Source organism: Amycolatopsis cynarae (assembly GCF_026802195.1).
Classification (GTDB): Bacteria; Actinomycetota; Actinomycetes; order Mycobacteriales; family Pseudonocardiaceae; genus Amycolatopsis_E; species Amycolatopsis_E rhizosphaerae.
Map to the genome: position 1 here is coordinate 5,119,067 of NZ_CP113836.1, position 26,590 is coordinate 5,145,656.

24 protein-coding genes are annotated in these 26,590 nt (G+C 71.2%); 13 read left to right on the forward strand and 11 right to left on the reverse strand.

Annotated features, from left to right (window positions below):
• Positions 1-2: 2 nt before the first annotated feature.
• Entirely contained in the window at positions 3-1,298 is a 1,296-nt protein-coding gene (locus ORV05_RS24460; protein WP_268754354.1) for an ABC transporter substrate-binding protein, read from the reverse strand.
• Positions 1,299-1,437: 139 nt separating this feature from the next.
• Between ORV05_RS24460 and ORV05_RS24465 the strand changes: the two genes are divergently transcribed.
• Together ORV05_RS24465 and ORV05_RS24470 are read left to right on the forward strand one after the other, a co-directional pair.
• Positions 1,438-2,463 (forward strand): LacI family DNA-binding transcriptional regulator, encoded by a 1,026-nt coding sequence (locus tag ORV05_RS24465; RefSeq protein ID WP_268754355.1) that lies wholly within the window; start codon positions 1,438-1,440, stop codon positions 2,461-2,463.
• A gap of 156 nt (positions 2,464-2,619) precedes the next feature.
• Positions 2,620-3,501, forward strand: a complete 882-nt coding sequence (locus tag ORV05_RS24470; protein ID WP_268754356.1) for a ketopantoate reductase family protein — start codon at positions 2,620-2,622, stop codon at positions 3,499-3,501.
• Positions 3,502-3,647: 146 nt separating this feature from the next.
• Here ORV05_RS24470 and ORV05_RS24475 read toward each other — a convergent pair whose 3' ends face one another.
• Both ORV05_RS24475 and ORV05_RS24480 read right to left on the reverse strand, forming a co-directional pair.
• On the reverse strand, positions 3,648-5,015 hold the full coding sequence (locus tag ORV05_RS24475; RefSeq protein ID WP_268754357.1) for an aldehyde dehydrogenase family protein: 1,368 nt from the start codon (positions 5,013-5,015) through the stop codon (positions 3,648-3,650).
• A 61-nt stretch (positions 5,016-5,076) separates the two neighbouring features.
• Entirely contained in the window at positions 5,077-5,580 is a 504-nt protein-coding gene (locus ORV05_RS24480) for a DUF1360 domain-containing protein (RefSeq protein WP_268754358.1), read from the reverse strand.
• Positions 5,581-5,661: 81 nt separating this feature from the next.
• Here ORV05_RS24480 and ORV05_RS24485 point away from each other — a divergent pair, with 81 nt between their 5' ends.
• Positions 5,662-5,904 carry a DUF2630 family protein gene (locus ORV05_RS24485; RefSeq protein ID WP_268754359.1) on the forward strand — a complete coding sequence of 81 codons (243 nt, stop codon included), beginning with the start codon at positions 5,662-5,664 and terminating at the stop codon, positions 5,902-5,904.
• Positions 5,905-6,018: 114 nt separating this feature from the next.
• Positions 6,019-7,311 (forward strand): tannase/feruloyl esterase family alpha/beta hydrolase, encoded by a 1,293-nt coding sequence (locus ORV05_RS24490; RefSeq protein ID WP_268754360.1) that lies wholly within the window; start codon positions 6,019-6,021, stop codon positions 7,309-7,311.
• 65 nt (positions 7,312-7,376) lie between these two features.
• Here ORV05_RS24490 and ORV05_RS24495 read toward each other — a convergent pair whose 3' ends face one another.
• The 4 genes from ORV05_RS24495 to mgtA form a co-directional block, all read right to left on the reverse strand.
• Positions 7,377-9,170 (reverse strand): helix-turn-helix domain-containing protein, encoded by a 1,794-nt coding sequence (locus ORV05_RS24495; RefSeq protein ID WP_268754361.1) that lies wholly within the window; start codon positions 9,168-9,170, stop codon positions 7,377-7,379.
• Positions 9,171-9,174: 4 nt separating this feature from the next.
• Positions 9,175-10,509 (reverse strand): MFS transporter, encoded by a 1,335-nt coding sequence (locus tag ORV05_RS24500; RefSeq protein ID WP_268754362.1) that lies wholly within the window; start codon positions 10,507-10,509, stop codon positions 9,175-9,177.
• 34 nt (positions 10,510-10,543) lie between these two features.
• The gene (locus ORV05_RS24505) at positions 10,544-11,299 is read right to left on the reverse strand and encodes a 3-hydroxybutyrate dehydrogenase (RefSeq protein WP_268754363.1); all 756 of its coding nucleotides are present in this window, start codon (positions 11,297-11,299) and stop codon (positions 10,544-10,546) included.
• Positions 11,300-11,401: 102 nt separating this feature from the next.
• Entirely contained in the window at positions 11,402-14,050 is a 2,649-nt protein-coding gene (mgtA, locus tag ORV05_RS24510; RefSeq protein WP_268754364.1) for a magnesium-translocating P-type ATPase, read from the reverse strand.
• A gap of 150 nt (positions 14,051-14,200) precedes the next feature.
• On the opposite strand from mgtA, the gene mftD reads away from it, so the two are divergent.
• From mftD to ORV05_RS24550, 8 genes are all read left to right on the forward strand, one after another.
• Entirely contained in the window at positions 14,201-15,373 is a 1,173-nt protein-coding gene (mftD, locus tag ORV05_RS24515) for a pre-mycofactocin synthase MftD (RefSeq protein WP_268754365.1), read from the forward strand.
• Between the two features lie 36 nt (positions 15,374-15,409).
• Positions 15,410-16,186, forward strand: a complete 777-nt coding sequence (locus tag ORV05_RS24520; protein WP_268754366.1) for a GntR family transcriptional regulator — start codon at positions 15,410-15,412, stop codon at positions 16,184-16,186.
• A 163-nt stretch (positions 16,187-16,349) separates the two neighbouring features.
• Positions 16,350-17,453, forward strand: a complete 1,104-nt coding sequence (locus tag ORV05_RS24525; RefSeq protein ID WP_268754367.1) for a TIGR03364 family FAD-dependent oxidoreductase — start codon at positions 16,350-16,352, stop codon at positions 17,451-17,453.
• On the forward strand, positions 17,450-18,127 hold the full coding sequence (locus ORV05_RS24530; protein ID WP_456062009.1) for a phosphonatase-like hydrolase: 678 nt from the start codon (positions 17,450-17,452) through the stop codon (positions 18,125-18,127). The genes ORV05_RS24525 and ORV05_RS24530 overlap by 4 nt, the downstream gene beginning before the upstream one ends.
• Positions 18,124-19,161: a 2-aminoethylphosphonate ABC transporter substrate-binding protein gene (locus ORV05_RS24535; RefSeq protein ID WP_268754368.1), complete on the forward strand. Its 1,038-nt coding sequence runs from the start codon at positions 18,124-18,126 to the stop codon at positions 19,159-19,161. Before ORV05_RS24530 ends, ORV05_RS24535 begins: the two co-directional genes overlap by 4 nt.
• On the forward strand, positions 19,158-20,252 hold the full coding sequence (locus ORV05_RS24540; RefSeq protein WP_268754369.1) for an ABC transporter ATP-binding protein: 1,095 nt from the start codon (positions 19,158-19,160) through the stop codon (positions 20,250-20,252). Before ORV05_RS24535 ends, ORV05_RS24540 begins: the two co-directional genes overlap by 4 nt.
• Positions 20,222-21,055 carry a 2-aminoethylphosphonate ABC transporter permease subunit gene (locus ORV05_RS24545; protein ID WP_268754370.1) on the forward strand — a complete coding sequence of 278 codons (834 nt, stop codon included), beginning with the start codon at positions 20,222-20,224 and terminating at the stop codon, positions 21,053-21,055. The genes ORV05_RS24540 and ORV05_RS24545 overlap by 31 nt, the downstream gene beginning before the upstream one ends.
• Entirely contained in the window at positions 21,033-21,830 is a 798-nt protein-coding gene (locus tag ORV05_RS24550; protein ID WP_268754371.1) for an ABC transporter permease, read from the forward strand. Before ORV05_RS24545 ends, ORV05_RS24550 begins: the two co-directional genes overlap by 23 nt.
• Before the next feature lie 64 nt (positions 21,831-21,894).
• On the opposite strand, the gene ORV05_RS24555 is transcribed toward ORV05_RS24550, so the two are convergent.
• From ORV05_RS24555 to ORV05_RS24570, 4 genes are all read right to left on the reverse strand, one after another.
• Complete coding sequence (locus ORV05_RS24555) at positions 21,895-22,200, reverse strand: antibiotic biosynthesis monooxygenase family protein (RefSeq protein WP_144590374.1); 306 nt, start codon at positions 22,198-22,200, stop codon at positions 21,895-21,897.
• Positions 22,201-22,299: 99 nt separating this feature from the next.
• Entirely contained in the window at positions 22,300-24,654 is a 2,355-nt protein-coding gene (locus ORV05_RS24560) for an arylsulfatase (RefSeq protein ID WP_268754372.1), read from the reverse strand.
• A 117-nt stretch (positions 24,655-24,771) separates the two neighbouring features.
• Positions 24,772-25,098, reverse strand: coding sequence for a Rossmann-fold NAD(P)-binding domain-containing protein (locus ORV05_RS24565; protein WP_268754373.1), 327 nt, complete (start codon positions 25,096-25,098; stop codon positions 24,772-24,774).
• A gap of 408 nt (positions 25,099-25,506) precedes the next feature.
• The gene (locus ORV05_RS24570) at positions 25,507-25,920 is read right to left on the reverse strand and encodes a nuclear transport factor 2 family protein (protein ID WP_268754374.1); all 414 of its coding nucleotides are present in this window, start codon (positions 25,918-25,920) and stop codon (positions 25,507-25,509) included.
• Positions 25,921-26,010: 90 nt separating this feature from the next.
• Between ORV05_RS24570 and ORV05_RS24575 the strand changes: the two genes are divergently transcribed.
• Positions 26,011-26,451 carry a MarR family winged helix-turn-helix transcriptional regulator gene (locus ORV05_RS24575; RefSeq protein WP_268754375.1) on the forward strand — a complete coding sequence of 147 codons (441 nt, stop codon included), beginning with the start codon at positions 26,011-26,013 and terminating at the stop codon, positions 26,449-26,451.
• Positions 26,452-26,590: the final 139 nt, after the last annotated feature.

Below are 26,590 nucleotides of genomic sequence, written 5' to 3' on the forward strand. Positions count from 1 at the left end.
CACTACTTCACGATCCGCTTGGCACCGTCGACGACCTGCTGCCAGGCCTGGCCGGCGGGCGTGCCCTGCTCGACCGCCTGCAGCGCGGGCTTGATGACGTTCTCCTGGATCTGGCCGTCACCGGGCCCCTTGTACTGCGCGTGCGTGACCTTGCGCGCCTGCTCGGCGTAGAGCTCGCCCACCTTGACGTCACCGAAGTAGGCGTCGGTCTGGTTCAGCAGTTCCGGCGAGGTCAGCGCCTGCACCTGGCTGGGGAAGTTCCCCTTGGCCTGGAAGGCCTTCAGCTGCTGCTCCGGCGCGGTCAGCCAGGCCGCGAGCTCGGCGGCTTCCTTCGGGTGCTTGCTCTGCTTGGGCACGGTCAGGTACGAGCCGCCCCAGTTGCCGCCCCCGTTGGGGAAGGCGTCGGTGACCGCCCACTTGCCCGCGTTGGCCGGGCCGGCGTCCTCCTTGACCACGCCGAGCATCCAGGACGGGCACACGGTGGTGGCGAAGGCGCCCTGCTGGAAGCCGGTCTTCCACTCGTTGCCGAAGGCGGTGAGCTTGGCCGACTGGCCCTGGGAAATCGCGGTGGTGATCTTGTCCCAGGCGGTCTTGATGCCGGGGTTGCTCTCGATGGTCAGCTTGTCGCTGTGGTCGAGGTAGCCGACGTCGAGTTGGTTGACCATGGAGTTGAACAGCTGCGACGAGGCGTCGAACCAGGGCTTGCCGGTCTTGGCGGCGTACTGGGCGCCCGCGCCGAAATAGCTGTCCCAGGTGGCGAAAAGCGACTTGACGCCCTGCGGGTCGCTGGGCAGTCCGGCCGCGGCGAGCAGGTCCTTGCGGTAGCACAGGGCGAGCGGGCCGATGTCGGTGCCGTAGCCGATCAGGCGGCCGTCCTTGTCCTTGCCCGCGTCGTACTTCCACTTCAGCCAGCGGTCGGCACTGGCGTCCTTGGGGCCGATCTCGTTGAGATCGTTGAACTTGCTGGACTTGTCGATGATGTCGGAGAAGTGGCCCTCCTCCACCGCGACGACGTCCTCGAGGCCGGAACCCGCCGCCAGCTTGGTGATCAGGTTCTGGTGGTAGGGGCCGCCCTCGCCGGTCTTGTGGTGGGTGATCTTGATGTTGGGGTGCAGCTGCTGGTACTGGGTCAGCAGGTCCTCGTAGCCGAACTCGGTGAAGGTACCGATGCTCAGCTCGATCTGGCCGCCGGAATCGCCGGATCCGGAGGCCGAATCACCGCCGCCACAGGCGGCGAGGCTCGCGCCCAGCACCGCCAGTCCGATGGCGAAGCTCACGCCCTTGTGAAGAAGTCGCACTTCAAAACCCCTTGCTTGGTGGGTTCCGGGTGGGGAAATTTTGGGAGCGCTCCCAGAACGGCACTGAGTGTGTCCTTGACTAACACCGGATGTCAAGGTGCGCTATTCTTGAGAGCGCTCCCAGGAAAGGACGGCAGCGGTGACCCGAAGCCCGGACGAACGGCCGACTCTGGAGGACGTGGCTGCCTTCGCCGGCGTCTCCCGCTCGACGGCGTCCCGCGCCCTCAACGGCGACGCGAACGTCAGCACCCGCGCGAAGGACGCGGTGCTGGCCGCCGCCCGCGACCTCGGCTACTCCCCCAACCAGGCGGCACGGTCCCTGGTCACCCGCCGAACCGGCGCGGTGGCCGTGGTGCTGTCCGAACCGGAGGAACTCGTCCTCGGCGACCCGTACCGCATCGCCGTGATGCGGGCCGCCTACCGGCAACTGGCGGCGGCGGGCAGCCAGATGATCCTGATGTTCAACGACGGGCGCGAAGACCACGCGCGCACGCTGAACTTCCTGGAGGGCGGCCACGTCGACGGCGCGCTGGTGTTCGCGCCGCACCGGTCGGACCCGCTGCCGCGTGCGCTGCGCCTGCTGCGGCTGCCGATCGTGTTCGGCGGCCCCGCCGGGAATCTGTCCCGCGGGGTGTACGTGGTCGACTTCGACAACTCCGACGGCGCCCGGCAGGCGGTCGAGCACCTCCTGCGGTCCGGGCGGCGCCGCATCGCCACCGTGGCGGGCCCGCAGGACCAGACCGCCGCCGTGCACCGGCTCGCGGGCTGGCGGGAGACCCTGTCCGCGGCGGGCCTCGACCCGGCGGGCCTGTCCGAAGAGGCGGACTTCACTTTGGACGGTGGCCGCGCCGCGATGGCCCGGCTGCTGGAGCGCGTACCCGATCTCGACGGGGTCTTCGTGGCCAGCGACCTGATGGCCGCGGGCGCACTGCGCGCGCTGAGCGCGGCCGGGCGCCGGGTCCCCGGCGACGTGGCCGTGATCGGCTTCGACGACCACCCCGCGCTCGCCGCCACCATGGACCCGCCGCTGACCACCCTCCACCAGGACCCGGCGTCCCAGGTCCAGCACATGGTCGCGACCCTGCAGGCGCTGCTGGCGGGCGAAGTGGTCCGGCCTCAGCGCCAGGTGCTGCCGGTGTCGATGACCGTGCGCGAATCCGCCTGAGCATCCGGCCGGGCACCCTCACGGCGGGCACGGAAACCGTGGGGCGGCACTGTGATTTCCACTGCGTGGCGCGGAAATCACATGATCATCCCGGCCGTCCTGGTTATAGGGTGACCTCCACCGGGCAACGGGCCCGGCGACGGGGAGGGAACGGAAATGACCAGGATCGGTGTGCTGGGCCCCGGCGGGGTGGGCGGGTTGCTGGCGGCGCGTCTCGGCGCCGCGGGACACGACGTGACGGTGATCGCCACCGAGAACACGGCCGCCGAAATCACCCTGCGCGGCCTGACCTTCCAGTCCCCCGGCGCCGCCGCGAGCACCACCTTCCCGGCCGCCCGGCCGTGGCTCGCCGAACCGGTCGACGTGCTGTTCGTCGCGGTGAAGGCCACCGAACTGCTGCCCGCACTGCAACGCGTGCCCGCGCCCGCGCTCGGATCCGCGATCGTCGTGCCGCTGCTCAACGGCGCGGACCACCCCGCCGTGCTGCGCGCCGTGTACCCCGAGGCGGCCGTCGTGCCCGCCAGCGTCGTGGTGGAGGCCACCCGGCACCGGCCCGGCGTGATCGAGCAACTCTCTCCCGCCGCCGACCTCACGGTCGCGGACGGGACACCCGCCGGGGCCGAAGTGGCCGCATTGCTGTCCGCGGCGGGCCTGCCGGTGACCACGCACCCGGACGAAAACACCGTGCTGTGGCGCAAACTCTCCTTCCTGGCCCCGTTCGCACTGCTCACCACGGGGGCGGACGCACCGATCGGGCCCGCCAGGACCCAGCGGAGGGCGTGGGTGCGCCCCCTGGTGGAGGAGGCCGCGGCCGCGGCCGCCGTCCGGTCCGTGACCATCGACCCCGACACCGTCGCCGCGCGGCTCGAGGCCGCGCCCGAGACGATGAAATCCTCGATGCAGAAGGATTTCCAGGCACACCGGACGCTGGAACTCGAGGCCATCGCCGGTCCGGTCGTCCGCGCGCTCGGCACCGCGAAGGCCACCACCACCGTCGAGGCCGCCCGCGTCATCCTCGACGCCCAAGCCGCCCGCTGACCGTCCCTGGCCGGAAGCTTGCCGTGAGGGCCGTGCCCTCAAGGTGGCCTTGAGGGCGTTTATGACCCTGAAGGCGACCTTCAGGGCACCGCCAAGCGGACCGGACTACACCGGGACCCTGGCCGAAACGGCCGTGAAGGGCCCCTTCACGGCCTTGACTCGCGCGGCACCTGGCCGGGGATCCGGGCCGCGGGGGCGGGGGCCAGGTGCACCACCTTCATCCGGGTCATCTCGTCGAGCAGTTCGGGCCCGTAGCCGAAACCTTCACCACTCGCCCCTCGGGGCTGGGCCGCGCCGCCGGGCGCCCCGCCGAACACCCCGTTGATCTTCACGGTGCCCACGGGCAGCCGCCGCCACGCGCGCTGCGCGTGCTCCATCGAGTTCGTCAGCACCGTCGCCGCGAGCCCGTACCGGTCGTCGGACGCCTCGAGCAGCGCCTGGTCGAAGTCGGCCACGACCCGGACCGGGGCCACCGGCCCGAACGTTTCCTCCCGCAGCACGCGCATCGTCGGCGTGCAGCCGGTGAGCACGGTCGCCGGGTAGAACGCGCCCGGGCCGTCCGGGATCTGCCCGCCGGTCAGCACCTTCGCACCGCCGTGCCGGGCGTCCACCACGTGCTCGTGCACGTGATCACGCTGCCGCCGGTCCACCAGCGGCGCCATCGGCACCCGGTCCGGGCGCAGACGTGCCTGCCCCACCAGTGCTTCGAGGAAATCGGGGGCGATCTCCCTCGGCACGTAGATCCGCTCCACCGACACACAGATCTGGCCGGCGTTGGTGAACGCGCCGATCGCCGCCTGCTCGGCGGCCCAGGCCAGGTCCACGCCGGTGTCCACGATCAACGGGTCGTTGCCGCCGTTTTCCAGCAGCGCCTTGGCACCCGTCGCCGCCGCGGCGGCGGCGATCGAGCGCCCGGTGGTGGTGCTGCCGACGTGGGCGATCACGTCCACCTCGGGATGTGCGACCAGACGCGCCCCCACCCGGCCGTCACCCGGAACCCACCGCAGCACGTCGGCGGGCACCTTCCGCCCGATCACCTCGGTCAGCCGCTGCCCCACCAGCGGGCAGCGCTCGCTCGGCTTGTGCACCACGGCGTTCCCGGTGGCCAGCGCGGCACCGAGCAGGCCACAGGCCACCGCCACCGGGTCGTTCCACGGGGTCAGTGCCACCACGACACCGCGTGGTTCGGGCACCATCACGTCGGTCGCTCCCCAGTCCCCCAGCAGGCTTCTGCCGCGGTGCACGGGCCCCAGTTCGGCGTACTGGTCGAGGGTGGCGGCACCGGCCAGAACCCCGCCTTCGGCCTCGTCGAGCAGCTTTCCCGTCTCCTGGTGGTTCAGCTGCGCCAGCTCACCGGCCCGCTCCCGCAGTTCGGCCGCGGCGGCGTGCAGGGCCGCCGCCCGTTCGGTGGCCGGAGTGCGGGCCCAGGCGGGAAACGCCCTGCGTGCCGCCACCACGGCGTCACCGGCGTCGGAGACGCCCGGCACCGGCCGCCGTTCGATCAGATCCGTCATCGCAGTCCTCCTCCGCGCGGAGGAGTACCCGGGTGGGTGCGATCGACACGCGGGCCGCGCTTCAGCCTTCGGCCGCCTTCTGCGCCCTGGCGTAGGCGAGCTGCAGGAAGTCCGCCCCCGCCAGCGATGCGAACGTCCCGGCGACCAGCCGCGTGACGCGGGGCGCGAAGACCAGGCCGGTGGTGAACGCCGTGACCACCCACAGGTCCAGGCAGAACGGGCAGGTCAGCAGTTCCCCGATGCTGTGCCGCAGGCCGCTGGGTTTGCGCACCTCCTCCATCACCTCCGCGGGGCCGCCGGTGTCCCGGTACCGGGTGAACGGCGCGCGGAGCGGGCTGGTCACCGCGTCCTTGCTCACGGTCCGCGACAGTTTGTGCGTTCCCAGCGCGAGGATCGCCAGGTCCTGGACCGGAACCCGGCGCGGCAGCCTGCGGCCGGTCAGCGCGGCGGCCGTCGCCGCCAGCGCCACGAGCAGGCCGTAGATCGCCATCACGACCAGGTAGCCGCCCAGCGGGCGGTCGGCATCCCCGCGGTAGGCGTGGGCTTCCTGCTTCAACTCGTCCATGTGCCCTCCCTTCACCCGCGCCTGGTTACCCTCGCGGCCGCGTGACAACCACAGGGCGCGGGAGGGAGGTACGGTGTTGCGGTGAGCGACAAGGACATCATCGGCAGCATCGACGGACTCATCGCCGAGGAGCACCAGCTCCGGGAGAAGGCCTCGAGCGGCGGTCTCGACGACACCGACCGCACCCGCATCCGCCACCTGGAACAGCAGCTCGACCAGTGCTGGGATCTGCTGCGGCAGCGGCGTGCCCGCCGGGAATTCGGCGAGGACGAGTCCGGGGCCCAGGTGCGCCCCGCCTCCGAGGTGGAGTCCTACCAGCAGTAAGCCGCCGGCCGCCCCGTAGCCACCATGACCGGGGCGGAACTTGTGTGCGCGGACCCCATACCTCTCCTCGTTGTGCCGCCCTACGTTTTCGGGCGACACAAGGAGGTGTGTGCCATGCTCAGACGCTTCGTGCCAACGGCCGTCGGTCTGCTCATCGCGTTGTTGCTGTCCCCCGTCACCGCCGGCGCGGCCACCTGCCGCCCCGCCGCCCGGGTTCCCGGCGCCGAGTTGCAGGAGTGGTCCTGCCTCGACGATCTGAGCACCGCGGGCACCGTCGCGTCGGGACACACCGTCCCGGCGGACTGGGCGGGACTCACCGCGAGCACTCTGCCCGCCCCGACCCCGGTGCCCGGAATGCAGGTCGACGGCTATTTCCCCGACACGTCGACCACCAACACCCATCACGGCTGGAACCACGACTCCCAGTTCGTGCTGCGCCTTCCGGCGCACTGGAACGGCGGCCTGGTGGTCGGCGGCTCGCCCGGCAACCGCGCGCAGTACGCCAACGACCGCGCGATCGCCGACTACGTGCTGGCCCAGGGATATGCCTTTGCCGCCACCGACAAGGGCAACACCGGAGTCCGGTTCTTCACCGATCCGGGCGGAGTCGCCGAGTGGAACTTCCGTCTCACTCAGCTGACCGTCGCCGCGAAGGCGACGCTGGCCCGCTACTACGGCAGGCCACCGGTCCGCACCCTCGCCGCGGGCATGTCCAACGGCGGTTATCTGGTGCGGTGGCAGCTGGAGAACCGCCCCGGCCTCTACGACGGCGGCGTCGACTGGGAAGGCACGCTGTGGTCCCAGCACGACAATCTGCTCGAGTTCCTGCCCGCCGCGCTGCGCGCCTACCCGGCCGGTGACCACGACGCCATGCTCAAGGCGGGGTTCGCGCCGGGCTCGGAGTTCCTGTGGGACTTCCACTACCGCGTCTACTGGGATCTCACCCAGCGCATCTACCGCGAATCGCTCGACCCCGGTTACGACGGGGACCTCCAGGCCGGGAGTCCCTTCTGCCAGAGCGGAACCCCGAACTGCGACGCGGACTACGACTACGCGGCGCGGCCTGCTTCGGTGCACCGGGCGGTGGAGCGGATCTCGCTCACCGGCCGGATCGGCAAGCCGCTGATCACGCTGCACGGCACCCTGGACAGCCTGCTGCCGATCAGCCGCGACTCCGACGTCTACGACCGGATGATCGGCGAGGCGGGCCGGGCGGGGCTGCACCGGTACTACCGGGTCGACGGCGGTAACCACGTCGACGGCCTCGTCGACACCTTCCCGGACCGGCTCCGCCCGATCGCGCCGTGCTTCCGTTCCGCGGTGTCCGCACTGGACGGCTGGCTGTCCGGCACCCGCCCGCCGGTCTCGGCCACCGTGGCCCCCACCGCCACCACCTGCACCCTCTGACCCAGCCGGGCGTGGTACTCCCGTGAGGGGTCCCCTTACAGCCGTATCGACTGTGAGGGGACCCCTCACGGCCAGGCGGGGCCGCCGCTGAGGGCGTGGAGGCGGAGGGCGAGCTGGATCTCCAGGGCACGGGTGGGCGTCTGCCAGCCCTCGCCGAGCAGCACGCCGATGCGTTCCAGTCGCTGCACCACGGTGTTCACGTGCACGTGGAGCGCTTCCTTGGCCCTGGTCAGGTTGCCCCCGGCCGCGAAGTAGGCGTTGAGGGTGCGGACGAGTTCGGTGCCGCGGCGGTCGTCGTAGTCGAGCACCGGGCCGAGGGTCTGCCGTACGAAACCGCCGACGTCCCCGCGATCCCCGAGCAGCACGCCGAGGAAGCCGAGCCCTCGCGAGGAAGCGCCTTCACCGGCGCGGCCGAGGGTGAGCAGGGCCCGCAGGCACCGCTCGGCCTCGGCGTGCGCGGCGGCGATCTCCACCGGGCCGACGGCGGGCCCCGCCGCACCCACCGTCACCGGAGTGTCCATTGTGGAGGACAACTCGGCGGCGGCGCGGGCGGCGGGCGCGTCCGGATCCTTCGCCTGCGCCAAAAGCACCACCTGCTCGGCGTGGACCCCGGCCAGGGTCGCGTACCGCGACGCGGCGGCGAGCAGCCTGCGGCGCGACACCGTGTCCGCGTGCGCGATCAGCACGACGTGCGGTTCCGTGAGCTGCACGCCCAGCCGTCTTGCCCGCGCCAGCAGCGCGCCCGGGTTGCGGCCGGGCGCAGTGAGCAGGTCGGTGAGCAGTTCCCCGCGCACCTCGTCCTCCGCCTTGGCCACCGACCGGCGCAGCATCAGCAGCAGCCCGGTGACCACCGCGGCCCGCTCGAACAGCCGCCGGTCGGCGTCGACGAGCACGTCGCGGCCGCTGAGCACGATGCTGCCCAGCGGTTCCGGACCGGCCTGCACGGCGCACACCCACACCGCGCCCGCCGCCACCGCGCGGCCCGCCTCCCGTGAAGTCGTCACCGCCTCCGCGGGCGGCGCGGGCAGCGGGTCCCCGCTGCGGGCCAGGCATTCGCCGGTCGCGTCGAACAGCGCGATCGACCCGTGCAGCACCTCGGCCACGGCCCCGGCCACGTCCGGCACGTCCCCACCACGCAGCACCAGATCCATCAGCCGGTCGTGGGCTTCCTCGGCCCGGTGCAGGGACTCGCTGTGCGCGCTGATCTCCGCCAGCAGGCGCGCGTTGTCCAGCGCGATCGCGGCGTGGTCGGCCAGCGAGGACAGCAGCGCGACCTCGTCGGGGGTGAATTCCCGGGGCGTGCGGTCGGAGGCGTACAGCACGCCGATGACCTGCTCGCCCAGTGCGAGCGGCACGCCGAGGATGCCGCGCAGCCCCTCGTCCCGCACCGCGAGGTCGATCGGGCTGGTATGCCGGAACCGCGCGTCGGCGAAGTAGTCGCGGGTGGCCGAGGGCCGCGAAGTCTGCGCCACCAGGCCCCCGAGCCCCTCGCCCATGCCGAGGGTCACTTCCTGGAACAGCTTCGACACCGAACCGTCGGTCACCCGCATGTACGTGCGCCCGGCCTCTTCGTCGTTGAGGCTCAGGTAGGACACGTCCACGCGCAGCAGGGTCCGGGCGCGGTGCACGATCGAGCGCAGCACCGCGTCCGGATCCCGCAGCCGCGCCAGGTCGCTGGCGGTCTCGAACAGGGCGACCAGTTCGGCTTCGCGGCGGCGATGGCGGTCCAGCGTGGCGTGGATGCGCAGGGCCAGCTCGGTCGCGTTGCCCGGCACCCTGGCGCGCGCCAGCTGCTCGCCGCTCGCGCCGCTGGCGAGCAGGTCGAGCAGCTGGAGCACCTCGTCGGACACGAGGGTCATCTTGTCACCGGCCGGCGGCGGCGGGCAGTGCCGCCGCGGTTTCCTCCTCGGTCAGGTCGCGGCCGACGGTCTCCCTGGCCACCGCGACCGCGATCACGGTCAGCACGCACATGCCCAGCACGTACAGCGAAACCGGCACGGTACTGCCGTAGGCCTTGAACAGCGCCACGGCGACGATCGGGGCGAGTGCCCCGGCGGCGATCGAGGACAGCTGCCCGCCCACGGAAAGGCCCGTGTACCGCACCCGGGTCGGGAACTGCTCGGCGAAGAACGCGGCCTGCGGACCGTACATCGCGCCGTGCAGCAGCAGCCCGGCGGTCGCGGCCAGCACGATCACCGCGGGCGACTTCGTGTTCAGCAGGGTGAAGAACACGAAGGCCCACACCGCCATGCCGAGCGCGCCGAACAGGTACACCGGCTTGCGGCCGATCCGGTCCGACAGGATGCCCCACAACGGGATCGTCACGAAGTGCACGGCCGAGCCGATCAGCACCGCGTTCAGGCCCACCGACTTGGCCAGGTGCAGCGGCCCGGTCACGTACACCAGGATGAACGCCGTGATCACGTAGTAGGACACGTTCTCGGCCATGCGGGCCCCGATGGTCACCAGCACCTGGCGCCAGGAGCTGCGGAACACCGCGAGCACCGGCACGTGCTTCTTCTCCTCGGCCACCGCGTTCTGCTGGGCGGCGAGGAAGACCGGCGATTCGGTCACCGCGAGGCGGATCCACAGACCGATCACCAGCAGCACGCCGGAAAGCAGGAACGGCACGCGCCAGCCCCAGGACAGGAAGGTGGCGTCGGACTGGGTACCGGCCAGGATCGCCAGCACCGCGGTGGCGAGCAGGTTCCCGCCCGGCGCGCCGCACTGCGGCCACGAGGCCCAGAACCCGCGGCGCTTCTGGTCCCCGTGCTCGGAGACGATGAGCACCGCGCCGCCCCACTCACCGCCCAGCGCGAAGCCCTGGATCAGGCGGAGCGCGGTGAGCAGCAGCGGCGCGGCGGCCCCTGCCACCGCGTACGTCGGCAGCAGGCCCATCGCACAGGTGGAGCCGCCCATCATCAGCAGGCTCACCACGAGCAGCTTCTTGCGTCCCATCCGGTCACCGAAATGCCCGAACACCACCCCGCCGAGCGGCCGGGCGAGGAAGCCGATCGCGTAGGTGGCGAACGACAGCAGCGTGCCGGTGAGCGGGTCGTGGGCCGGGAAGAACAGCTTGTTGAACACCAGCGCGGCCGCGGAGGTGTAGAGGAAGAAGTCGTACCACTCGATGGTGGTGCCGATCAGGCTGGCGCCGACGATCTTGGCGATCGATCCGCGTGAGGGGGGCTGGGGCACGGCAACACTCCTTTGTGTGTCGGGACGGGGAGGTTCAGGCGGCGGTCCAGCCGCCGTCGAGGGGCAGGGAGGCGCCGGTGAGCTGTGCGGCGTGGTCGCCGCACAGCCATCGCACGACCTCGGCGACGGACTCGGGGGCGATGAGCTGCTTGATCGCGGCCCGCTGGAGCAGCACGCGCTCGAGGACCTCGGATTCGTCGATGCCGTGCGCCGTGGCCTGCGCGGCGATCTGGTCCCGCACCAGTGGGGTGTCGACGTAGCCGGGGTTGACGCAATTGCTGGTCACCCCGTGCGGCGCGCCCTCCAGGGCGACCACTTTGGACAGTCCTTCGAGGGCGTGTTTCGCGGTGACGTAGGAGGATTTGTAGGCACTGGCCCGCAGCCCGTGCACGCTGGAGATGTTGATGACGCGGCCCCAGCCGCGGGCGTACATCCCCGGCAGCACGCGGCGGATCAGCAGGAACGGCGCGGTGACCATCACCTGCTGCATGCGCGTGAAGACCGCGGGCGGGAAGGTCTCGATCGGGGCGACGTGCTGGAAACCGGCGTTGTTGACCAGGATGTCGGCCTCGGCGGGCAGGGCTTCGACGGCGGCGGGGTCGGCCAGGTCGGCCACGTGGGCCCAGCCCCCGGTTTCCGCCGCGACGCGCCGTGCCGCCGGTTCGTCGAGATCGACCACGTGCACCTTCGCCCCGGCCTCGGCCAGCGCCCGCGCACAGGCACGCCCGATACCGCTGCCCGCACCGGTGACCAGCGCCGTCCGGCCGTCGAGGGTGGATCCGCTTCGCATGCGAAGGACGGTAAGCGAGCCACACCACAGTGGGTATGTGCCCTGCCACCACAACCGTGCCGGTTTCGATGGTCGGATTCCCCATCACCGGCGCGGGAAGATTCAGACCTGGCGGGGCTTGCCGGGTTGGCGCGCGGCGGTGCTGAACCGGGCCGCGCGCCGCCGGGCGTGCCGGCGCGCGAGGTCGCGCGGCGGGGCGGTCACCGGGGCGTGCGGCACCCCGTAGAACAGCCGCTTGCCGATCTCGACCAGCCCGAGGTAGCAGACCACCATCACCACGAGCGCGGCGAAGAACCCGAAGGGCAGCGGGGTGAAGCCCAGCGCCGCGGCGAACGGGGTCACCGGGAGCACCGCCCCCACCGCGATCACACTCAAAGACGCCAGCAGCAGCGGCAGGCTGGGGTGGCTCGAGAAGAACGGGATCCGGCGGGTGCGGATCGCGAACAGCACCAGGGTCTGGGTGGCCAGGGACTCCACGAACCAGCCGGTGCGGAACTCGGGCGCCCCGGCGTGGAACACCCACAGCATGATCCCGAAGGTGGCGAAGTCGAACAGCGAACTGATCGGCCCGAAGCACAGCATGAACCGGCGGATGAACCGGATGTCCCACCGCGCGGGCCGCGCGAGCTGCTCGGGATCCACCTCGTCGGTCGGGATGGCCAGCTGGCTGGTGTCGTAGAGCAGGTTGTTGAGCAGGATCTGCGACGGCAGCATCGGCAGGAACGGCAGGAACAGCGAGGCCCCGGCGGCGCTGAACATGTTGCCGAAGTTGCTCGAGGTGCCCATCAGCACGTACTTCATCGTGTTGGCGAAGATCCGCCTGCCCTCCATCACCCCGTCGGCGAGCACGTGCAGGTCCTTCTCCAGCAGGATCACGTCGGCGGAATCCTTGGCCACGTCGGTGGCGGAGTCCACGGAGATGCCCACGTCCGCGGCGTGCAGCGCGAGCGCGTCGTTCACCCCGTCGCCAAGGAAGGCCACGTCGATGTCGGCCCGCCGCTGCACCCGCACGATCCGGGCCTTGTGCTCGGGGCTGACCCGGGCGAACACCGTCGTGGTGGCCAGCGCCCCGGCCAGTTCCCGGTCGTCGAGCCGGTCCAGCTCGGCGCCGGTGAGGATGCCGCCGACGGCCAGCCCGAGGTCCTGGCAGACCTTCGCCGCGACGGCCGGGTTGTCCCCGGTCACGATCTTCACGGTGATGCCCAGCGCGGCGAGGCGGTTCAGCGCCTCCGCCGCACCGGCCTTGGGCGCGTCGAGGAAGACCAGGAAACCGGCCAGGTCCAGGTCCCGCTCGTCCGCCGGGGTGATCGCGGTGAGGGGCCCGGCGGGCCGGGTGGCGACGGCGACCACGCGGTTGCCCGCCGCGAACTCGGCGTCCAGGGCCTTGCGGGCGCCCTCCGGCACGTCGGCGCACCGGTCGAGCACCGCTTCCGGCGCGCCCTTGGTGATCAGCAGCCGCCCGCCGTCCCGGCCGGCGACCAGCACCGAGGCCATCCGCCGCTCGTGGTCGAAGGGCAGTTCCGCGAGCCTGCGGTACGCACCGACCTCGACGTGCCGCGCCGCGGGCGACTCCCACAGCGCCACGTCGAGCGGGTTGCCCCCGACCACGACGCCGTTCTCCCGCTCGGCCTCGTTGCACAGCAGCCCCCAGGTGAGGGCCTGTTCCGACGGCGAGCCGTCCGGTCCCACCGACCGCATGTAGCGGATCCGGCCCTCGGTCAGGGTCCCGGTCTTGTCGGTGAACAGCACGTCCACGTCACCCAGGTCTTCGATGCACACCAGCCGCTTGACCAGCACCTTGCGCCGGGCCATCTGGCGGGACCCCGCGGCGAGGCTGGTGGAGACGACCGCCGGCAGCAGCTGCGGCGTGATGCCGACCGCGATGGCCAGCGAGAACAGCAACGCGTCGATGATCGGGCGGTGCAGCACCACGTTGATCACGAAGATCGACACCGTGAGCACGGCCGCGACCCGCACGAGCAGGAGCGAGAACCGGCGCAGGCCGGTCTGGAACGCGGTGTCCGCGCGGCGGGTGCCCAGCCCCGCCGCGATGCGGCCGAACTCGGCGCGGGCACCGGTGCCCACCACCACGCCCCGGCCGCTGCCCGCGTGCACCACGCTGCCCATCAGGGCGCAGCCGGTGAGGTCGGCGAGCGGGGTGCCCTCGGGCACCGGATCGGCGTTCTTCTCGGCGGGCATCGATTCGCCGGTAAGCACCGACTCGTCGCATTCGAGTTCGTTCGCCGACAGCAGCCGCAGATCGGCGGGCACGATGTCCCCGAGGCGCAGTTCGACCACGTCGCCAGGAACCAGTTCGGCGACCGGCACCCGCCGCGAACCGCCGTCGCGGAACACGACGGCTTCGTGCCGGATCTGGGAATGCAGCGCCTCGGCGGCCTTTTCCGCACGGTACTCGTTGAAGAACCCCAGGCCGACCGACAGCAGCACGATCACGCCGATGATGAGCGCGTCACCGCGTTCCCCCACGAAGTAGGAGGCGACGACCGCGGCCATCAGCAGGCCCAGCAGGGGCGAGCGCAGCTGGTGCCACAGCACCTGCCACGGCCGGGCCCGGTGGGACGACACCGTGTTGGTGCCGTAGCGGCTCAGCCGTCGCGTGGCTTCTTGTGCGCCGAGCCCGCCTTCGGCGGTGCCGAGACGGGTCAGGACCTCGGGGCCGGGCAGGGCACCGGCCGCCCGCACGTCGAATCCGGAGGCGGGCGTGACGGCCGGGGCCGTGATTGTGCTCATCCCTGTGCCCGATCCTCTGCTCATGCCCCTACTTCACCGGGCGCGCCCTCACCCGCAGGAGAGGAGAAAGTCCCTTCGCCCGGGGCCGTGGGACCAAAGCCGGGCCCTTCGGCCCCTGCGCTCTCCCGCGCCGCGCGCGACGCTGTCCGGATGTCCGATGCGTGGTTCGAGACGGTGGCCGAAGCGCAGCGCCGTGCGAAGAAGCGGCTCCCGAAATCGGTGTACGGCGCGCTGGTCGCCGGTTCGGAGCGGGGACTGACCCTCCGGGACAACGTCGAAGCCTTCGGCGAGCTGGGCTTCGCGCCGCACGTGGCCGGGCTGTCCAACCGGCGCGAGCTCACCACGACCGTGCTGGGCCAGCCGCTGTCGATGCCGGTGCTGATCTCGCCGACCGGCGTGCAGGCCGTGCACCCGGAAGCCGAGGTCGCGGTGGCGCGGGCGGCCGCGGCGCGGGGGACGGCGATGAGCCTGAGCTCGTTCGCGAGCAAATCCGTCGAGGAGGTCGTGGCGGCCAACCCGAAGACGTTCTTCCAGATGTACTGGGTGGGGACCCGGGAGGTACTGGTGCAGCGCATGGATCGCGCCCGCGCGGCCGGCGCGGTGGGGCTGATCATGACCCTGGACTGGTCGTTCTCGATGGGCCGGGACTGGGGCAGCCCGGTGATCCCGGAACGGATGGACCTCAGGGCGATGCTGCGGTTCGCCCCGGAGGCGGTGACCCGGCCGAAATGGCTGTGGGAGTTCGCGAAGACCCGGCACGTGCCGGATCTGACCGCTCCGAACCTCACCCCGCCCGGCGGGGCTCCGCCCACCTTCTTCGGCGCCTACGGCGAGTGGATGCAGACACCGCTGCCGACCTGGGAGGACGTGGCCTGGCTGCGCGAACGGTGGGGCGGGCCGTTCCTGCTCAAGGGCGTGACCCGGGTCGACGACGCGAAACGCGCGGCCGACGCGGGGGTGACCGCGATTTCGGTGTCCAACCACGGCGGCAACAATCTCGACGGCACACCGGCCCCGATCCGGGTGCTGCCCTCGATCGCCGATGCCGTCGGCGGGCAGGTCGAGGTGCTGCTCGACGGCGGGGTGCGGCGCGGCAGCGACGTGGTGAAGGCGCTGGCACTGGGGGCGCGTGCGGTGCTGATCGGACGTGCCTCCCTGTGGGGGCTGGCCGCCAACGGGCAGGCCGGGGTGGAGAACGTGTTCGACATCCTGCGCAGCGGCATCGACTCCGCGCTGCTCGGCCTCGGCCACCAGTCCGTCCACGACCTCACGCCCGCCGACGTGGTGATCCCGCCCGGCTTCACGCGCACCCTCGGCGCTTGAGCCCGTGTCCTCCCGCGGCCCGTAAGCTCGAACTCCGTGACCAGGCAAGTGGCCAGGCGGGGACAGGCGGGGGACGGCCCGGTCCACGCGGGCATTCCCGAGCACGGCCGGGTTCCGCGGTACTACGCGGTCAAGGTGCGGCTGCTCGACCTGCTCGGCGAACTGGGCGAGGGCGCCGTCCTGCCGACGGAACGCGAACTCGCGGAACGGTTCGGCTGCTCGCGCGCCAGTGTGCGGCAGGCCGTGGGCGATCTGGTGCTGGAGGGCAGGCTGCGGCGGCGCCAGGGCAGCGGCACCTTCGTCGCCGGCCCGAAACTGGTGCAGCCGCTCGCGCTGGTCAGCTACACCGAGGGGCTCCGGCGGCAGGGGGTCGAGCCGGGGCGGTCGCTGGTCACGCTGGAGCGGGTGACCGCCGGGGAGACCCTCGCCGGGGAGCTGCGGCTCGAACCGGGCGCCGAGATGATCCACATCGAGCGGGTGCTGCTCGCCGACGGCGAACGGGTCGGCCTCGAGTCCACCTACCTCGTCGCCGACCGGTTCCCCACGCTGCTCGAGGTGTTCGACCCCGCGCAGTCGCTGTACGCGTGCCTGCGGGACAAACTGGGCGTGGTATTTGCGGGGGCGGAGGAACGGGTGGAGACCATGCTCGCCACGCCCAGGGAGGCGCTGCTGATCGGCACGAACCCGGCACTGCCGATGCTGCTGATGCACCGCGTGTCGTGGGGACCGGACGGTGTGCCGTTCGAACGCGTCCGCTCGCTGTACCGGGGAGACCGCCTCTCCTTCACCACCCGCCTGAACCCCACCCCCTGACCGTGCCGTTTTGAGCGAGGGCTGTCTGCTTCGAATGATTCGGAGCAAACAGCCCCCGCTGCACCACCTAAGATAACGGAATGATAACTCATCCAGTCCAATTTTCATCCGGCGTTGTCCCTGAGGTCACGGGCCATTCACGGCGACCGGCGAGGGTCTTGCCGTGCGAATTCTCATCGTGGGCGGAGGGGTGCTGGGCACCCTGCACGCCTGGCAGGCCGTGCGGCGCGGGCATGACGTGCTGCACCTGGAACGCGAGCCCGAGGCCAGGGGCGCTTCCGTGCGCAACTTCGGGCTCGTCTGGGTCAGCGGCCGCGCGCCCGGCGCGGAGCTGACCGCCGCGACGCGGTCCCGGGAACTGTGGGAGGAGCTCGGCGCCCAGGTGCCCGGACTCGGCTTCCGCGCCAACGGTTCACTCGCCGTGCTGCGGACCGAAGCCGAGCACGCCGTGGCGGCCGAAGCGCCCGGTGACCGCGGCTTCACCCTGCTCGACGCCGCCGAGACGCGGCGACTCAACCCCGCCCTGCGGGGCGACATCCTCGGCGCGCTGTGGTGCCCGCGCGACGCGGCGGTGGAACCGCGGACGGCGCAGCCCGCGCTGCGGGCGTGGCTCGCCGGAACCGGCCGCTACACCTGGCTGCCCGGCCGGGAGGTCCGCGACCTCACCGGACAGGGCGTGCTCGACGACCACGGCGAGCGCCACGAGGGCGACCAGGTGCTGCTGTGCACCGGTGCCTGGCTCGGCGGGCTCGTCCGGGAACTCACCGGCGATCTCCCCGTCCGCCGCGTTCGCCTGCAGATGGCCCAGACGGAGCCGCTGGGCGAAACGCTGACCACCTCGGTGGCCGACGGCGACAGCTTCCGCTACTACCCCGCCTACCGCGGCCCGGCGCTGAACGCGCTGAACGAGCGGCAGCCGCAGCCGCCCGCCGCAGCCGCCCACGCGATGCAGTTGCTGATGGTGCAGCGCCTCGACGGCGGCCTGACCATCGGCGACACCCACGACTACGCCGAACCGTTCCCGTTCGACGTCACCGAGGAACCCTACGAGCACCTCCGCCGCGTTTCGGAGGCGATCCTCGGCCGCCCGCTGCCCCGGATCGTGCGCCGCTGGGCCGGGGTCTACGCGCAGACGACGGACACGTCCCAGGTCGTGCACCGGCGGCAGGTGGCCGCCAACGCGTGGCTGATCACCGGGCCCGGCGGCCGCGGCATGACCTGCTCGCCCGCCATCGCGGAGGACACGGCCGTGGCGGTGGGCCTGTGAACCCCGAACTCGCCGTGCTGGACATGGCCGGGACCACGGTGGCCGACGACGGCCTGGTCGAGCAGAGCTTCACCGCGGCCATCGCCACCGCCGGGGTGTCCGAATCGGACGATCGCTATCCGGCCATGCTCGACCACGTCCGGCGCACCATGGGGCAGTCGAAGATCACCGTGTTCCGCGCGCTGCTCGGCGACGAAGCGGCGGCGCAGCGGGCCAACACCGAGTTCCGCCGCCACTACGAGGGACTCGTCGCGGCCGGTCACTGCGCCCCGGTGCCGGGAGCCGAGGAGGCGATCCGGCTGCTGCGGGCCTCCGGCACGAAGGTCGCGCTGACCACCGGGTTCGCCTCCGGCACCCAGCAGGCGCTGCTGGACGCGCTCGGCTGGCAGGACCTCGCCGATCTGGCGCTGGCCCCCGGCCCCGGGGTGCGGGGCCGTCCCTTCCCCGACCTGGTGCTCACCGCGGTGCTGCGCCTGGAAGTCACCGACCTGCGGCGGGTGGCCGTAGCCGGCGACACCCCGTCCGACATCCTCACCGGCCTCCGGTCGGGCGCCGCGGTCTCCGCCGGGGTCCTCACCGGAGCCGCCGGCCGCGACGAACTGCTCGCGGCCGGTGCCACCCACGTGCTCGATTCCGTCGCATCCCTCCCCACCCTCCTCGGAGTCCCCTCATGAAGATCAAGAAGAAGGCCGTGATCGCGCTCGTCGGACTGCTCACGGCGGTCCTGTCCGCCTGCGGCGGCACCGCGGGCGGTTCGGCCGCGGGCGGCACCACCGTCACCGTGTACACGGTGGACGGACTGGAAGACTGGTACACCCAGCGGTTCGACGAGTTCAAGGCGCAGACCGGGATCACCGTCCAGGTGGTCACCGCGGGCTCCGGTGAGGTCGCTTCCCGCGTGGAGAAGGAGAAGTCCAACCCGCAGGCCGACATCCTGGTCACGCTGCCGCCGTTCATCCAGCGGGTGGCGGACGAGGGCCTGCTCTCCCCCGTCACGATCGCCGGTGCCGAGAAGGTCCCGGCCGGTGAGCGCGATCCGCAGGGCCGCTACACCGCGATGATCGACAACTACCTGTCCTTCATCGACAACCCGAAGCAGGCCGTACCCGCCCCGAAGACCTGGGACGATCTGCTCGACGCCCGGTTCAAGGGCAAGCTCCAGTACTCCACTCCGGGTCAGGCCGGGGACGGCACGGCGGTGCTGATCCAGTTGCAGCACGTGTTCGGCAAGCAGGGCGCGCTGGACTACCTCGCCAAGCTCCAGGCCAACAACGTGGGTCCGTCCTCCTCCACGGGCAAGCTCCAGCCGAAGGTGGCCAAGGGCGAACTGCTGGTGGCCAACGGCGACCTGCAGATGAACCTCGCCGAGATCGACAAGAGCGGCGGCTTCGAGGTGTTCTTCCCCGCCGACGCCACCGGCAAGCGCTCGACCTTCGCCCTGCCCTACTACGCGGGCGAGGTCACCGGCGCGCCGCACGCCGACAACGCGAAGAAGCTGCTGGACTTCCTGTTCTCGCCCGAGGTGCAGGCCAAGGCGGCCGACGCCTACGGGCTGCCCGCCCGGGCCGACGTCACCGCGACCGGGCCGAAGGCGGACAAGTTCAAGGCCGCGCTGCAGGGCGTGGACGTGTGGCAGCCGGACTGGTCCCAGGTGCTGGCCGACCTCGACGGCGACCTCACCGCCTACAAGAAGGCCACCGGGCAGTGACTCTCGCGACTCCCGCCGTCGAACTGCGGGACGTCTCCGTCCACTACGGACAGACCTGCGCACTGGCGGGACTGGACCTGTCGGTGGCCCGCGGACAGACGCTGGCCTTGCTGGGCCCTTCGGGGTCCGGCAAGTCCACCGCACTGAAGGTGCTGGCCGGATTCGTCCGGCCCACCTCCGGCCGGGTCCTGCTCGACGGCGTGGACATCACCGGTCTGCCCCCGGCCCGCCGCGGGCTCGGCGTGGTGGTGCAGAGCTATGCGCTGTTCCCGCACCTGAGGGTCGCCGACAACGTGGCCTTCGGGTTGCGGGCCCGCCGCAGGCCCCGGTCGGAGGTCCGCGAGCGCACGCGAGAGGCCCTCGAACTGGTCGGGATGGCGGACTACGCGCGCCGCTTCCCGCGGGAACTGTCCGGCGGGCAGCAGCAGCGGGTCGCCATCGCCCGCGCGCTGGCGATCCGGCCCCCGGTGCTGCTGCTCGACGAACCACTGTCCGCATTGGACGCCGCGCTGCGGGAGGACATGGTGGCCGAGCTGCTGCGCCTGCGCGCGGAACTGCCGGACACCACCGTGGTCTACGTGACGCACGACCAGGGCGAGGCGCTCGCGCTGGCCGACCACATCGCGGTGATGCGGGACGCCCGGCTGGTCGAGACGGGGCCGTGCGAACGGCTCTACCGCCACCCGCGACATCCCTTCACCGCACGGTTTCTGGGCGCGGCGAACCTCATCCCGGTCGAAGTGCTGGGTCCGGCGGGCGAGGGAGCGGTCACCGTCCGGCTCGGCACGCGCCAGCTCACCGCCACCACCGCGGAGTCCGCGGCACGGGTGGACGGCGGCGAAGCCGTGCTGGGCGTGCGGCCGCACCACCTCGCGGTGCACGCGCCCGGCGCGGATCTTGTTCCAGCGACGCTGAAAGGTGTGCAATGGCGGGGCAGCGGCTATCGGCTCGACCTCGAGCTGACGCTGGGCGGGCGGCCGTGCCCGGTCCGCGCGGACGTGCCGGACAACCACGGCCTGCCGGGGATCGGGGAGCCGGTCGGGGTGTCCATTCCGGACGGTTGTCCGCTGGTCGCCGCCGAGGCGGGCTGAGCGGACCGGGCTGGCCGGGCGCGCTGTGGGTGCTGCCGCCGCTGGCGGTCGTGCTCGGCCTGTTCGGCTACCCACTGGCGCTGGTGATCCGGCAGTCCTTCGAACCGGGCCGCGGGGCGTCCGGATGGGACTCGATACTGGGTTCGGCGGAGTTCCGGCAGGCCGCGTGGCGCACGTTCGCGCTCGCGCTCGGCACCACCGCGGGCTGCCTGCTGCTGGGCACGTTCCTGGCGCTGGTGATCGCTTTCGTGCCGTTTCCCGGAGCGCGGACGGTGTCGCGCCTGATCGACACCATGCTGGCCTTCCCGTCGTTCTTGATCGCGCTGGCGTTCACGTTCCTCTACGGCAGCGCCGGGGTGTTCCACGCCGGCGGGTTCCTGTACTCGTTCTGGGGCGTGCTGTTCGCCGAAATCACCTTCTACACGCCGTTCGTGCTGCGTCCGGCGCTCGCCGCGTTCGGCCAGGTCCCCGGCGCCCAGCTGGACGCGGCGGCGAGCCTGGGCGCCGGACCGTGGCGGGTGGTGCGGCAGGTGGTGCTGCCCGAGGCGGCGCCCGCGCTGGTGGCGGGGGCCTGCCTGACCATGCTGCTGGCGATGAACGAGTTCGGCATCGTGCTGTTCATCGGTGCGAAGGACGTACTGACCCTGCCCGTGCTGATCTACACCAAGGGAATCGTCACCTTCGACTATCCGGGGGCCTGCGTGATCGCCGTGGTGCAGGTGGCTTCGGCACTGGCGCTCTACGGCCTCCACCACTGGATCTCGGGGAAGGGAGGGAACGGTGCTGCTGTGGGGAAGGCGTAGCAGGCTGGTGCTGTGGGCGATCTTCGGTGTGGTGTTCACCGTGATCGTGCTGGCGCCGCTGGTGATGATCGTGCTCGCGTCGTTCGCGGGCTCGTGGACGGGCATCCTGCCCAGCAGGCTCACGCTCGAGCACTACGCCGGAACCCTGTCCGGGGACACGCTCGCGAGCCTGTCGGTGAGCGTGCAGACCGGGGTGATCGCCTCGGCGGCTTCGGTACTGCTCGGCACGTGGGCCGCACTTGCCGTCCGCGCGGCGCGACCCGGGCTGCGGCGGGTGGTGGACGCCGTGTTCCACCTGCCGATCGCCGTTCCGTCGGTGGTGCTGGGGCTGGCACTGCTGGTGGCGTTCAGCCGGCCGCCGGTGCTGCTCAACGGGACGCGGTGGATCGTGCTGGCGGGGCACCTGATGATCGTGCTCCCCTTCACCTACAGCACGGTTTCGGCCGCCGAACGGCGCGCCGACCCGCTGCTGGCCCAGGTGGCGGGCAGTCTCGGGGCCTCGGCGGCGCGGGTCCTGCTGCGGGTGCGCCTGCCGTTGCTGCTGCCCGCGATGTCGGCGTCGGCGAGCCTGGCGCTGGCGATGTCGCTCGGGGAGCTGGGCGCGACCATCATGCTGTACCCGCCGGACTGGCGGACCCTGCCGGTCGGGATCTTCGCGCTCGCCGACCGCGGTCAGCCCTCCCTCGCCTCGGCGGGCACGGTGGTGCTGCTCGTGGTCACCCTCGCCGGGGTGACGGCCGCGGGCCGCGCCCGGGGCCGCGCCACCGAACGCTGAGACGCCGCGAGGTGCCGTGAGGGTGTCCCTCACGGCACCTCGCCGCTCCCCCGGTGAGACCTGTTCAGCCCGCGATCTCGGTGACGGTGTCGAAGGTCTCCACCACGGAAGCACCCGTGGTCGGGTTCTCGGCGGCGCCCTTGTGGGCGGCGCGGAAGGACTCGGACCCCATCCAGGCGCGGAAGGCGTCCTCGTCGGTGAACTCCATCACCGACACGTAGGGCTGGCCGGGCTTGGCCGGGCGCAGGAGCGTGGACCGCAGGAGCCCCGGCACGCCGGGCAGGGTCGCGTTCATGCTGGCGCTGAAGCCCTTCTCGAAGCCCTCGGCCATACCCTCGGTGACCTCGATGCGGTTCATGACGGTGTACATCGGCTGGGAAACCTCCTCCGGCGGCGGCGATCCGCACGCCAGCTTGTCGACATGATGTCAGCATCATAGCGAGTTTGCCGACACGACGTCGGGAAGAGGTCAGTCGATGATGAACCAGCCGCGAACCTCCGCCTCGTGCTCGACATAGCGTTCGCCGGAAACGTCCACCACCACCCGGTCGATGGTCCCTCCGGTGAACCGGAACGGCACGGGGTAATCCGGCGTGACGGGGGAACCGTCGTCACGCCCCACGCAGATACCGTCCCCCGTGGCGTTGAAGTACCCGGGCTGCGTGATGATCTCCGCGCTGCCCACGGCCTGGTCGTCGATGTAGAGCGTGAGCGTGCCGGTGGCCCCCGGCATCTCGGGATCCTCGCTCCGCCCGGCGGCCGTGAACTCGGCGGCGAAGACGTGCGGCCCCGGCGTGATCTCCCGGTCCGAGTCCACCGTCTGCAGGACACTGCCGACCCAGTTGAACACGTAACGCAGGCGCCGGTCCTTGACGTAGAGACTGTGCCCGCCCGCGACACCGCCGTGGGCGTACAGCACACCCTCCGCCTCCGGCTCGGCGATCTTGACACCCGCGGAAATGGTGTAGGACCGCCCGCTGACGAGGACACCGGCCTGCTCCGGAACCGCCGGGCAGTCGGGGTAGTACACGTACCGGTTCCGGGGCGGGGTGCCATGCGGACGCTCGACCAGGCTCTGTTCGAGCGGGGTACGGTCGTCCAGCGGCAGTCCGTGGTACCTCCCGGCGTAGTAGAACCACAGTTTCTGCAGCAAACCCAGCCGCTCCGGCTCCCGCTCCGCGAGGTTCTCCGCCTGTGCGCGGTCGCTGGGCAGGTGGTAGAGCTCCCAGACGTCGCGTTCGTAGTTCCGCCAGCCCGACAGCGGCGGGTGGACGCTGTTGACCAGCCACCCGTCGTGGTAGAGGGAGCGCTGCCCGAGCATCGCGTAGAACTGGGTCTGCTTGCCGGGCGCCGAAGGGTCGGTCAGCGAGGCCGCGAAACTCTCGCCCTCCATCGGGCTCTGCGGATACCCCTTGATCGTTTCCGGCGGTTCGATGTCCAGCAGTTCGTACAGCGTCGGGACGACGTCCACGGCGTGGACGTACTGGCCGCGCACCTCGCCCGCGGCGTCGAGCCGGGCGGGCCAGGCCACCATGCACATGTCCGCCACCCCGCCCTCGTAGCCCGCCCAGCGCTTCCAGTACGGGAACGGGGTGTCGAACGCCCAGGCCCACCCGGTGTTGTAGTGGTTGTAGGACTTGGGGGTGCCGAGCTCGTCGATGTGCCTCAGGGACAGTTCGGCCGGGCTGGGCAGGTTGTTGAAGAAGCGCCACTCGTTGAAGGTGCCGTCCGGCCCGCCCTCGGCGCTGCCGCCGTTGTCCGAGACGACGACGATGATGGTGTTGTCCAGCTCTCCGGAGGCCTCCAGGAAGTCGATCACCCGGCCCACCTGGTCGTCGGTGTAGGACACGTAGCCGGCGAAGACCTCGGCCATGCGGACGAACAGCCGCCGCTCGCCGTCGCTGAGCGAGTCCCAGGGCCGCACGGTGTCCAGCAGCGGCCAGGGCTGCCCGTCCGGCCCGGTGACCGCGGGCTCACCGTGCGGGTTGATCGGCGAAAGCCGGGTGTCCTCGGGAAGCAACCCGATTTCCTTCTGCCGCCTCAGGATCGCGGGACGGATCGCCTCGTAGCCCTCGTCGAAGGTGCCCCGGTAGCGGTCGGCCCACTCGCCGAAGACGTGGTGCGGCGCGTGCGCCGCGTCGAGCGCCATATAGAGGAAGAACGGCTTGTCCGGCTGGACGACCTTGGCGTCGCGGATGAACTGGATCGCCTTGTCGGAGAAGTCCTTGGCGATGTGGTAGCCCTGCTCGGGTTTGGCGGGCGCGTCGACCGGATGGTTGTCGGAGACCAGGTCCGGATACCAGCAGCTCGACTCACCGCCGAGGAACCCGTAGAAGCGCTCGAAACCCCGCCCCAACGGCCATCGCCCCTTGTAGGCCGCGACATTGGTCTCGTCGCCCGGCGTGAGATGCCATTTGCCGATGCAGTAGGTGTTGTAGCCCCGTTCCACCAGTACCTCGGACAGGAAGCCGTTCTCGAACGGGATGCGGCAGGAGATGCCGGGGAACCCGGAACCGAATTCGGCGATCGTGGCCATGCCGTTGGAGGTCGCGTTCCGGCCGGTGAGCAGGGACGCCCGGGTCGGCGAGCACAGGGCCGTGGTGTGGAAGTTCGAATAGCGCACCCCCAGGTTCGCGATCCGGGTCATGACGGGGGTCGCCACGGGGCCGCCATAGCAGTCCATCGTCCCGTAGCCGACGTCGTCCCACACGATCATCAGCACGTTGGGTGCATTCGCGGGCGCCTTCGGCGCCAGGTAAGGGGTCCAGTCCGGCGTCGAATCCCGGATGTCCACCGCGATCTTGCCCCGAAAGCCCCTGGCCATGGCGGGCCTCCCTCCGTGAGCCGGTCAGGCCGACGGCATTGCGGGGTCTGGGACATCGCCGTAGAGCCCACTATCACACAGGCCCTCCCCCACCCGGCGGGTGAAATCGGGCCGGGCTCAGAGACCACCGGGCCACAACCGGGCACCGAGATTGCGGACTTCGAGGCCGAACCTGGTCTTCGGGACGAGCAGCGCCGCGGACAGCTTGATGGCGCGCTGTTTCGGCGTGACGCGGGCGCGGTGGATCGTCTCGTACCGGCGGAAGGCCGCGGCGTGGTCGTTCCGCCGGTCCGCGATGCGGCCTCTCGACCACGCTGGCAGGACAACCAGGCTGACGGCGTCGAAGAAAAGGTCGTCGGCTTCCTGAAGCCGGGTCAGCAACTCCGGCCTACGCCATCCGAGGCCGGCGTAGGCCTCGCTGACAATCCCCGGCGTGCTGTGCATGAGCACGGCTTCCGGATCGTCGACCGGCTCGCCGAGCGGCGTGGTGGCAACGAAGATGCCGATGGGACGGACGAAATCACGCTCGGGACCGAAGGCCGTCCGCCCCGATCACCAGATCGAAGCGGCGTGGGGCGGCACGGTCGAAGGTGACTTCCACGCCGTGGTCGTCCTCATGCAGCGCGGTGATCGTGTCGTCGAAGACGAACTCGGCCTCGTCCCGCGCCCACCGTGGCCACCCGACGGCCGGAGGCGTCGAGCAGGCGCATGGTGGTGGTTCGGGTGGCGATCTCGCGTAACCGCGGCATGATGCCCATCGCTTCGGCCACCGGCATGGCGATAACCGCCAGGCCCGCGAAGATGACCTGGGAAGCCGGCAACTCCAGGCATGACCGGCTTCCCGGCGGGAGATCAGCCCTCGCGCGTCCAGGCGGGCACGATCCGCATCTCGCGGAATCGCCATCCCACGGCCGTCCGTACCACGGTGGAGGTCAATCGCAGGCCGCTCGCGAAGTGGGGCGCCTGGCCGCTGCGGTAGAAGTACACGAGCGAGTTCGCCGAGGCGGCCGCCTGATCGCCGTCGACGTCCACCAGCAGGTCGGTGGTCACGTGCTGCGCGTGCTGCCCCTCGACCTCGGCCTGCCGCATGAAGCCGACGACCTTGTCGATGCCGCGGAGCTCGCCCCCACGCGGCGAGTGCACCGCCACATCGTCGGCGTAGACGGTGTCGGCATCCTCCCAGCGCTCCTCGTCGAGCAGGCGCGCGAAGCGGGTGAACAGGTCGGCGATCTCGATACGGTCGGCGACCAGGGTGTCCGTGGACATGCATTCCTCTTTCATTGGTGGCTCCAACATTGGTGCCGCCAACTATATACACATATTCATTGGTGGCGCCAACGATGTAGAGTGACCGCCGTGGAGAAGACACCCGCACGCCTGACCGCGAAGCCGAGCTGGCTACTCAACCAGTTGGCAGTGCACGCCCACCGGCTGGCGTCCGACGGCTTCGGCGAACTGGGTGCGCGCGGGTACCACTACCGCCTCCTGGCCGCGCTGGACGAGTTCGGGGTGGCCAGCCAGGCCGAACTCGGTCGCCGGTGCAACATGGACCGCAGCGACGTGGTCGCGGCGATCAACGAACTGGCCGGGCAGGGTTTCGTCGAGCGGACGCCGGACCCGGACGACCGAAGGCGCAACCTGGTGACCCTCACCAAGGCGGGCGAACGGCAACTGCAACGCCTGGACCGGGCGCTCGACCAGACACAGGACGACCTGCTCGAACCGCTTTCGGCCGAGGACAGGCAGAACCTGACCCGACTGCTCACCCGGCTGTTCCAGCACCACCAGCGGGGGTGAGGACGCGGCCCCGGCCTGCATGACCGGCGATCGTCACAGCCGCGCGTCCGCACCGGGCGACTCGATGTCGACGACGACCATCTGCCTCGGCAGGCCACCGAGCAGAGCGAGGGCCGCGTCATTCATCTGCACCGAGAGC